The 8,467-nt window shown below is 65.3% G+C and carries 8 protein-coding genes and 1 pseudogene; 5 read left to right on the top strand and 4 right to left on the bottom strand.

Annotation, left to right across the window (positions count from 1 at the left end):
* The 3 genes from CCD76_RS18485 to CCD76_RS20495 all read right to left on the bottom strand — a co-directional run.
* A partial coding sequence (locus tag CCD76_RS18485; protein WP_143543331.1) for an IS5 family transposase occupies positions 1–384 on the bottom strand: 384 nt, incomplete at its 3' end.
* Positions 385–476: 92 nt separating this feature from the next.
* On the bottom strand, positions 477–1,376 hold the full coding sequence (locus CCD76_RS20490) for a GntP family permease (protein WP_256961383.1): 900 nt from the start codon (positions 1,374–1,376) through the stop codon (positions 477–479).
* Entirely contained in the window at positions 1,315–1,866 is a 552-nt protein-coding gene (locus CCD76_RS20495) for a GntP family permease (RefSeq protein ID WP_256961381.1), read from the bottom strand. Before CCD76_RS20495 ends, CCD76_RS20490 begins: the two co-directional genes overlap by 62 nt.
* Before the next feature lie 278 nt (positions 1,867–2,144).
* On the opposite strand from CCD76_RS20495, the gene CCD76_RS18495 reads away from it, so the two are divergent.
* The 5 genes from CCD76_RS18495 to CCD76_RS18515 all read left to right on the top strand — a co-directional run bounded on the left by CCD76_RS18495 (position 2,145) and on the right by CCD76_RS18515 (position 7,153).
* Entirely contained in the window at positions 2,145–4,340 is a 2,196-nt protein-coding gene (locus CCD76_RS18495) for a prolyl oligopeptidase family serine peptidase (RefSeq protein ID WP_256961382.1), read from the top strand.
* A 108-nt stretch (positions 4,341–4,448) separates the two neighbouring features.
* Positions 4,449–5,414: a glutathione synthase gene (gene gshB, locus CCD76_RS18500; protein WP_087720989.1), complete on the top strand. Its 966-nt coding sequence runs from the start codon at positions 4,449–4,451 to the stop codon at positions 5,412–5,414.
* A 136-nt stretch (positions 5,415–5,550) separates the two neighbouring features.
* The gene (locus CCD76_RS18505; RefSeq protein WP_087720991.1) at positions 5,551–6,108 is read left to right on the top strand and encodes a YqgE/AlgH family protein; all 558 of its coding nucleotides are present in this window, start codon (positions 5,551–5,553) and stop codon (positions 6,106–6,108) included.
* Between the two features lie 11 nt (positions 6,109–6,119).
* Positions 6,120–6,578: a Holliday junction resolvase RuvX gene (ruvX, locus tag CCD76_RS18510; protein ID WP_087720992.1), complete on the top strand. Its 459-nt coding sequence runs from the start codon at positions 6,120–6,122 to the stop codon at positions 6,576–6,578.
* Positions 6,579–6,601: 23 nt separating this feature from the next.
* Entirely contained in the window at positions 6,602–7,153 is a 552-nt protein-coding gene (locus tag CCD76_RS18515) for a cupin domain-containing protein (RefSeq protein WP_087720990.1), read from the top strand.
* Between the two features lie 90 nt (positions 7,154–7,243).
* On the opposite strand, the pseudogene CCD76_RS18520 reads toward CCD76_RS18515, so the two are convergent.
* Positions 7,244–8,323 (bottom strand): annotated as a pseudogene (locus tag CCD76_RS18520) (aldehyde dehydrogenase family protein); the annotation flags it as partial.
* Positions 8,324–8,467: the final 144 nt, after the last annotated feature.

Genomic DNA, 8,467 nt, shown 5'->3' on the forward strand with positions numbered 1-8,467 from the left:
GTCAACAGCTAGGTGTATCTTGCTTGTGTTGCCCGCACGGCTTTTGCCAATGGCTTCTACTTCCTCTGTGGCAGCCCCTGTGCAGTCTTGATGCGCCTTGATATAGGAGCCATCAATGAAGAGCCATTCCGTATCTGGATCTTCCACTAACCGATTAAAAACAGTCATCAATTTGCCTGCGGCCGACCAAGCGTTAAAGCGCTTATAGACCGTATTCCAGTGCCCAAAGTCGTCGGGTAAATCACGCCACTGGCAGCCGGTACGGATTCGGTAAAGTATGCCTTCTACCGTCATCCGCAGGTCAGCCTTGTCATAGATACGTTGTTGAAGCAGGATAGGTTTTAGCTTCGACCAGTGTTCATCCGTGAGCATCAGTCGGGGCATGGCAAGCTCGCAGTTTGTTGGTGTCGGAACCTGTATTCTGCGAGTTTGCCCCTATCCTGCCAATGCTATCCCTCAAGNAACGTCAACAGGCCCTAGAAGATCAGATAGACCGCGCAGGCCAGCACGAACCCGACCACGGACTCCAGCGCCTGCTGCACGGTCCAGGTCATCAGCGTGGTCTTGACGTCCATCCCCAGCAGGCGGCCCACCAGCCAGAAGCCGGAGTCGTTGACGTGGCCGGCGAAGACCGAGCCGGCGGCGGTGGCCAGCGTGATCGCGACGACCTGCATGGCGGAGAAGTCGCCGTTGGCCACGGCCGGCGCCATCAGCCCGGCGGCGGTGACCAGTGCCACGGTGGCGGAACCCTGCGCCAGACGCATCACCACGGCGACGAGATAGGCGGCGGCGATGACCGGCAGGCCCAGGTCGCTCATCGAATCGGACAGCGCATCGCCGATGCCGGAAGCCTGCAGCACGCCGCCGAACATGCCGCCGGCGCCGGTGATCAGGATCACCGAGCAGATCGGCCCCAGCGAGGAGTCGACGATCTTCTCCAGCGCGCTGCCGCCTTCGCCGCGACGGCTGCCCAGCACGTAGATCGCTACCAGCACCGAAATCAGCAGCGCGATCGGCGTCTCGCCCAGCGAGGAGAGGAACTGGAACCAGGTGGCATCGCTGTCGGCCATGCCGGCGGCGCGGGCGAAGTCGAGCCCGGTGTTGAGAAAGATCAGCGCCAGCGGCAGCAACAGCAGCGCGATGACCGTGCCCACGCCGGGCGGGTTGTGGATCTCGTCGTTGTCCTGGCCGCCGAACAGGCTCACTTCCAGCCGGAAATCGAAGCGGTTGGCGGCGAATCGCCCCCACAGGTAACCCGAGAGATACCACATCGGGAAGGCGATGATGATGCCCACCAGCAGCACCAGGCCGAGGTTAGCGCCGTAGAGCTCGGTGGCGGTGACCGGGCCGGGGTGCGGCGGCACGAACACGTGCATCAACGTGCATCACCGAAAACGCGGCTGCCGCCGGTAGTGCGTAGAGCAGCACCGGGCCGCCGAGGCGCTTGGCGACAGCGAAGATGATCGGCAGCATCACGATCAGGCCGGCATCGAAGAAGATCGGGAAGCCCATGATCAGCGAGGCGATGCCCAGCGCAAAGGGGGCGCGGGCCTCGCCGAACAGCGAGACCATCCGCTCGGCCAGCACCTGGGCGCCGCCGGAGTGCTCCACCAGCTTGCCCAGCATCGCGCCGAAGCCGACCAGCAGCGCCACCGAGCCCAGCGTGCCAGCGAAACTGTCGGTCATGGTATCGACGACGGCCCCGGCGGGGATGCCGGTGGCGAACGCGGTCAGCAGGCTGACCAGCACCAGCGTCGGAAAGGCGTGCAGATGAAAGCGAATGATCAGGATCAGCAGCAGCGCGATCGCTGCCGCGGCGATACCCAACAGCGGTCCTGCCGTCAGGGTTTGCGTCCAGTCCTCCATGAGACTCTCCCGGAAGTGGTCATTGCGATTCCACCGTTGCACGAAGCCGGGGCACGACCAATACGACGTTGGTGGCCGGCCGCGGGAACGGTTTGAACGATGGTCAGATACGGCCAACACTAGCTGGATCACCCTCAGCGTCGGACAGCTGGTCACGTATCGCCAATTTTTTATCTGCCGATGGCCGCGATAGACGCGGCCATCGGCCATTGAGTCGTGGCACATGCTAGGCTCGACGGCAGCCTTTATCGCTTTCTGGACCGCTTCTGGAGATGCCCGTGCTTCACTTTCCGCCTAGTCGCTATCAGTCGGCCGATCCCGAGACGGCCGGCACCCCGAACGACGACCCGTACCGCTGGCTGGAGGCGGTGGATGGCGCCGAGTCGCTGGCCTGGGTCGAGGACCAGAACCGCCGGACGCTGGCGCGCTTTGCGGATGCCGAATTCGCGGTGCTGGAGACCGGCCTGCGCGAGATTCTCGACGCCGACGACCGCATCCCGTTCGTGGTGAAACGCGGCGAGCATTACTACAACTTCTGGCAGGATGCCGAGCATCCGCGCGGGCTGTGGCGCCGCACCACGTGGGATTCCTATCGGCAGGCGCGGCCGGAGTGGGAGGTGCTGATCGACGTCGACGCACTGAACGCCGCCGAGGAGGAAAACTGGGTCTGGCACGGCGCGAGCTGCCTGGAGCCGAAGCACCCCGGCGAGCCGTGGGAGCGCGCCCTGATCTCACTCTCCCGCGGCGGCGCGGATGCCGATGTCACCCGCGAGTTCGACCTGATCGGCAAGCGCTGGATCGGGACCGATGATGAAAACGGCTTCGAACGCCCGGAAGCCAAGGGCGGCATGAGCTGGATCGACCGCGACACGGTGTTCGTCTATACCGACTTCGGCGGCGCCGACTCGGGCTCGGAAAACGATTCGCTGACCAGTTCCGGCTACCCGCGGCGCGTCAAGCGCTGGCGCCGGGGTGAGCCGCTGCGCGAGGCGGAAACCGTCTTCGAGGCCGGCACCCGGGAGCTGATGGCCGTCGCCTTTCGCGACCATACCCGCGGTTTCCAGCGCGACTTCATCCATCACGCGCTGGCGTTCTACGAGCAGCGTCTGATCGAACTCCTGCCCGACGGTCAGGCGTTCCCCATCGAAGTGCCGCTCTCGGCCCAGGCAGTGGTGCATCGCGACTGGCTGCTGGTCCATCTGCGCGACGACTGGACCCTGGGCGAGAACGAGGCCGCCGTGGCGTATCCCAGCGGCGCGCTGCTGGCGATCGACTATCCGGCGTTCAAGCGCGGCGAGCGGAACTTCACCACGCTGTTCGTGCCGGATGCGCACCGCTCGCTGGAAGGTTTCGAATGGACGCGGCACTACCTGGTGCTGGATATCCTCGAGGACGTCAAGCATCGCCTTCAGGTGCTGACGCCGGGCCAGGGCGACGACTGGTCGCCACAGCCGATCCCCGGCTTGCCGGACGCCGGTGAAATCGGAGTTGCGGCCGTGGACGACGAGGAGAGCGATGAGCTCTTCGTCATTACCACCGACTATCTCACGCCCACCACGCTCTCGCGGATGGATCTGGCGCAACGCGATCCGGCGTCGTCGGACGAGCGGCTGGAGACGATCAAGCGCGCGCCGAGCTTCTTCGACACCGACGGCATGCAGGTGACGCAGCGCTTCGCCACCAGCCTGGACGGCACGTCGATTCCCTACTTTCTGGTGCTGCCGGCCGGCGCGGGAGATCCAACGAATGGCAATGACAGGCCGGCCGCGCCGCTGCCGACGCTGCTCTACGGCTACGGTGGCTTCGAAATTTCGTTGACACCGCACTACATCGCCGGCGCCGGGCGCAGCTGGCTTTCGCGCGGCGGGGCCTACGTGGTGGCCAACATTCGCGGCGGCGGCGAGTACGGGCCGCGCTGGCACCGCGCTGCGCTCAAGGGCGAACGGCACAAGGCGTTCGAGGATTTCGCCGCCGTCGCCGAGGATATGGTCGCCACCGGCGTCACCACGCCGGACAAGCTCGGCATCCAGGGCGGTTCCAACGGTGGCCTGCTGGTGGGCAACATGATCACCCGCTACCCGGATCACTTCGCCGCGGCGGTCTGCGAAGTGCCGCTGCTCGACATGCAGCGCTACCACCTGCTGCTGGCGGGCGCCTCGTGGATGGCGGAGTACGGCGACCCGGACAGCGCCGACTGGGACGATTTCCTCCAGGACTATTCCCCCTACCACAACTTGCGCGAGGGCGTGGGCTATCCCGCGGTGTTGTTCACCACCTCGACCCGGGACGACCGCGTCCACCCCGGCCACGCCCGCAAGATGATGGCGAAGATGGCGGCGATGGATGCAGGTGACGTCTACTACTACGAAAACACCGAAGGCGGCCACGGCGGCGCGGCGGACAACGCCCAGCGGGCGAAACTGAGCGCGCTGGCGTGGCGCTTTCTGTGGAACGAGCTGAGTGGCGCCGAGTGAGGCATTTGAGGCCGGGGCGGGAGAGTCGAACGCGATCTCTTTTGGTGACGCGGCGAGAGCTGCGTCATACTGCGGCCCATTCAATACCTCTTCTGGAAGACCCAATCGATGAGCCAGAACGCTATCAAGCTCGGCGTGGTGATGGACCCCATCGCCGATATTACCTACAAGAAGGACACCACCCTGACGCTTTTGTGGGCGGCGGAAGCGATGGGCTGGTCGCTCTACTATCTCGAGCAGGAAGATCTCTATCTCTACGAGGGTCGCGCCATGGGCAGCGTGCGCCCGCTGAAGGTGCATCGCGATCCGCAGCACTGGTATGACCTGGGCGAGCGCGAGGCGATGCCGCTCGGCGAGCTCGACGTGATCCTGATGCGCAAGGATCCGCCGGTGGACAGCCACTTCCTCAATGCCGTCCATCTGCTGGCGTTTGCCGAGCGGGAGGGCACGCTGGTGGTCAACCCGACCCGGGCGCTGTTCGAGTGCAACGAGAAGCTGTTCGCCCAGCAGTTCGCCCACTGCATTCCGCCGACGGTGGTCTCCTGCCGTGATGCGGTGCTGCGCGCCTTCCAGGCCGAGCATGGCGACACCATCTTCAAGCCGCTGGATGGCATGGGCGGCACCGGCATCTTCCACATTGGCCCCGACGGCCGCAATCTCGGCGCGGTGATCGAGCAGCTCACCGAACGCGGCCAGCGCCAGATCATGGCCCAGCGCTACCTGCCGGAGATCAAGGATGGCGATACGCGCATCCTGCTGGTCGACGGCGAGCCGGTGCCCTACGGGCTGGCGCGCATTCCCAGTGCCGGCGAAACCCGTGGCAACCTGGCCGCCGGCGGTCGTGGCGTCTCCCGCGAGCTGACCGATCGCGACTACTGGCTGGTCGAGCAGGTGCAGCCGATGATCCGCGAGAAAGGGCTGCTGTTCGTGGGGCTCGACGTAATCGGCGATTACATCACCGAGATCAACGTGACCAGCCCGACCTGCGTGCGCGAGATCGACGATCAGCGCGGCACCGATATCGCCGCGCAGCTGATGGCGGCGATCGTCAGACGCCTGGAAAGCCGGGGCTGATCCGGTCAAGCCTGGCACAGGTGGTACACTGGACCCATTTCCTCTACTGGCGGCTCGCGGCCTGATTGCCGGGCCGCTGCGCGATGCCCGACGGAGCCCTATGTCAACGATCAGGCCAACATCCATGCCCACGCCGATGCAGAGCCTCAAGCACTATTTCCTGATGGCGATGCCGCACCTGGAAGATCCCAACTTCGCGGGGACGCTGACCTATCTCTGCGATCATGACGATGACGGCACCTTGGGCGTCATCGTCAACCGCCCCTCGGAGCTGTCGCTGGACGGGCTGTTCGAGCAGCTCGATATCGAATCCGAGCCCGGCCCGCACAACGACGTGCTGGTCTACAACGGCGGGCCGACCTACCGCGATCGCGGTTTCATCCTGCATCGCGGCAACGCCAGCGACTGGGATTCCAGCATTCAGGTCGCCGATGGTCTGGCGCTGACCACGTCCATGGACATGCTGCAGGCGATCGCCCAGCGTCGCGGCCCGGAGCAGTACCTGGTGACACTGGGCTGCGCGGGCTGGAAATCCGGCCAGCTCGAGGACGAGCTCAAGCAGAACACCTGGCTGATCGCCGAGGGTGACGCCGCGATCCTGTTCGACCGCCCGCCGGAGCAGCGTCTGAGCGCGGCCGCCGGCATCCTCGGGGTCGATCTCAACCTGATGACCCGCGACGCCGGGCACGCCTGATGGCAGTGGCGATGGATGACAAGCTGGGCCGGCGTCTCGTCATGGCGTTCGACTACGGTACGCGGCGTATCGGCGTGGCGGTCGGCAACGAGATGCTGTGCTCCGCCAGCGGGCTGGAACCGCTGACCGCCCGCGACGGGATTCCGGACTGGATCAAGGTCGAGAAACTGTTGAAGGAGTGGCAGCCGGATCTGCTGGTGGTGGGGCTGCCGATCCACGACGACGGCAGCGAATCCGACATGAGCGTGCGTGCGCGCAAGTTCGGCAACCGCCTGCACGGGCGCTTCGGCAAGCCGGTTGAGATGTTCGACGAGCGCGGCACCACCCGCGCCGCCAAGCTGATCGCCCAGGGTCAGGGCCACAAGGGCAACTATCGCGATCGCGGCGTGGATGGCATCGCCGCGCAGTTGATTCTGGAAAGCTGGTTCAACCGCGAGTCGCTTCCGTCCGGTATCCCCGACGTACGGTGACCATCGCTTGAGGAAGAGAATGGATGTCTGATGATGTCGGCGCCCGCCTGCGAGCCCTGAGAACCTTTCGCGGCATCTCCCAGCGAGAGCTGGCCAAGCGTTGTGGCGTGACCCACTCCAGCCTGTCGCTGATCGAGCAGGGCAAGGTCAGCCCCTCCGTCAGCTCGCTGAAGAAGATCCTCGACGCCATTCCGATGAGCGTGGGGGATTTCTTCACCATGGATCTGGAGAACCGGAACCAGGTCTTCTTCGGCGCCGACGAGCTGACCGACGTCGGCACTGGCGACGTGATCTACAAGCTGGTGGGGGCCAACCGGGAGTCGCGGGCGCTGTCGTTCATGATCGAGACCTATCCGGCCGGCAGCGATACCGGGCGCGAGATGATCGCCCATCAGGGCGAGGAAGCCGGGGTCGTGCTCGAGGGGGAGATCGAGATCACGATCGGCGCCCAGACGCGGACACTGTCGCCGGGCGAGGCGTACTACTTCAACACCAACATCCCGCACCGCTTCCGCAACCCCGGCAAGTCGGCCTGCCGGCTCGTCAGCTGCGCCACCCCCGCCAAGACGTTCTGATCGCTCGTGGCGGCCTGCCACGAGCGGTATCGTTTCATGACGACGGGTTCATGACGCCGGATTCATGACGACGGGTTCATGACGCCGGTTTCACGGCGACAGCGACATCCAGACGCTCTTGAGTTCGGAGTACTCTTCCAGCGAGTGGTGCGACTTGTCGCGCCCGTTGCCGGACTGCTTGACGCCGCCGAACGGAACGGTCTGGTCGCCGCCGGCCCAGTTGTTGACGAAGACCTGGCCTGATTGCAGACGCCGAGTGACCCGCATGATGCGATCGATGTCCTGGCTCCAGAAGCCGGCCGCCAGCCCGTAGTCGCTGTCGTTGGCCAGCGCGATCGCCTCCTCCTCGGTATCGAAGCCGAACACTGACAGCACGGGGCCGAAGATCTCCTACCGGCCGATGACCATGTCGTCGGTGACGCCGTCGAACACGGTTGGGCCGATGAACAGCCCCGGCCCGTCGAGCGCCTTGCCGCCCATGCGCAGCCGCGCCCCTTCCTCCACGCCCTGGCGGATGTAGTCCAGCACCCGCTCGTACTGGGTGCGGTCGACGATGGCGCCCATGAAGCTGTCGGGATCCAGCGGATCGCCCGGCTGCATCGATTCGGCGGCGGCGAGCAGCCTGTCGATGAAAGACTCGCGCACGCTGTTTTCCACCAGCAGGCGTGACCCGGCGATGCAGACCTCGCCCTGGTTGTAGAAGATCGCCTCGGCGGCGTGGCGGGCCACCCGGTCCAGATCCTTGCAGTCGGCGAAGACGATGTTGGGGCTCTTGCCGCCGCACTCGAGGTACACCCGCTTCAGGTTGGATTGCCCGGCGTACTGCAGCAGCTGTTTGCCGACGCCGGTCGAGCCGGTGAAGGCGAGGCAGTTGACCTCCATGGACAACGCCAGGGCCTTGCCGACAGTATGGCCGAAGCCCGGCAGCACCTGGAAAACCCCGCGCGGCAGGCCCGCCTCGCGCACCAGCGAGGCCAGATAGAGCGCGGAGAGCGGCGACTTCTCGGAGGGCTTGAGGATGACGCTGTTGCCGGCGGCGAGCGCCGGGCCGATCTTCCAGGCCGTCATCATCAGCGGGAAATTCCACGGCACGATGGCGGCGACGACACCCAGCGGCTCGCGCAGCACCAGCGCGAGGGTATCGTCGCCGGTCGGCGCCACCTCGCCGTAGTACTACAGTTGCAAATAATCATCGAGAGACAAGGTGATGATGCTTCCCCTTGTCCGCTGGCGCCTTACCCAGTGATAGTACTGGGCGACACGTTGGTGAAGCCTTCGCCAACGGGACCAGTGCAGCGCATCTTCCAGCCGTCT

Source organism: Salinicola salarius, assembly GCF_002179555.1.
GTDB classification, from domain to species: domain Bacteria; phylum Pseudomonadota; class Gammaproteobacteria; order Pseudomonadales; family Halomonadaceae; genus Salinicola; species Salinicola salarius_A.

Bases quoted from the DNA above. Each gene is read 5' to 3' on its own strand.
- CCD76_RS20490 (WP_256961383.1), bottom strand. From the start codon at position 1,376: ATGCACGTGTTCGTGCCGCCGCACCCCGGCCCGGTCACCGCCACCGAG.
- ruvX (WP_087720992.1), top strand. From the start codon at position 6,120: ATGGATGACAAGCTGGGCCGGCGTCTCGTCATGGCGTTCGACTACGGT.
- gshB (WP_087720989.1), top strand. From the start codon at position 4,449: ATGAGCCAGAACGCTATCAAGCTCGGCGTGGTGATGGACCCCATCGCC.
- CCD76_RS18505 (WP_087720991.1), top strand. From the start codon at position 5,551: ATGCAGAGCCTCAAGCACTATTTCCTGATGGCGATGCCGCACCTGGAA.
- CCD76_RS20495 (WP_256961381.1), bottom strand. From the start codon at position 1,866: ATGGAGGACTGGACGCAAACCCTGACGGCAGGACCGCTGTTGGGTATC.
- CCD76_RS18515 (WP_087720990.1), top strand. From the start codon at position 6,602: ATGTCTGATGATGTCGGCGCCCGCCTGCGAGCCCTGAGAACCTTTCGC.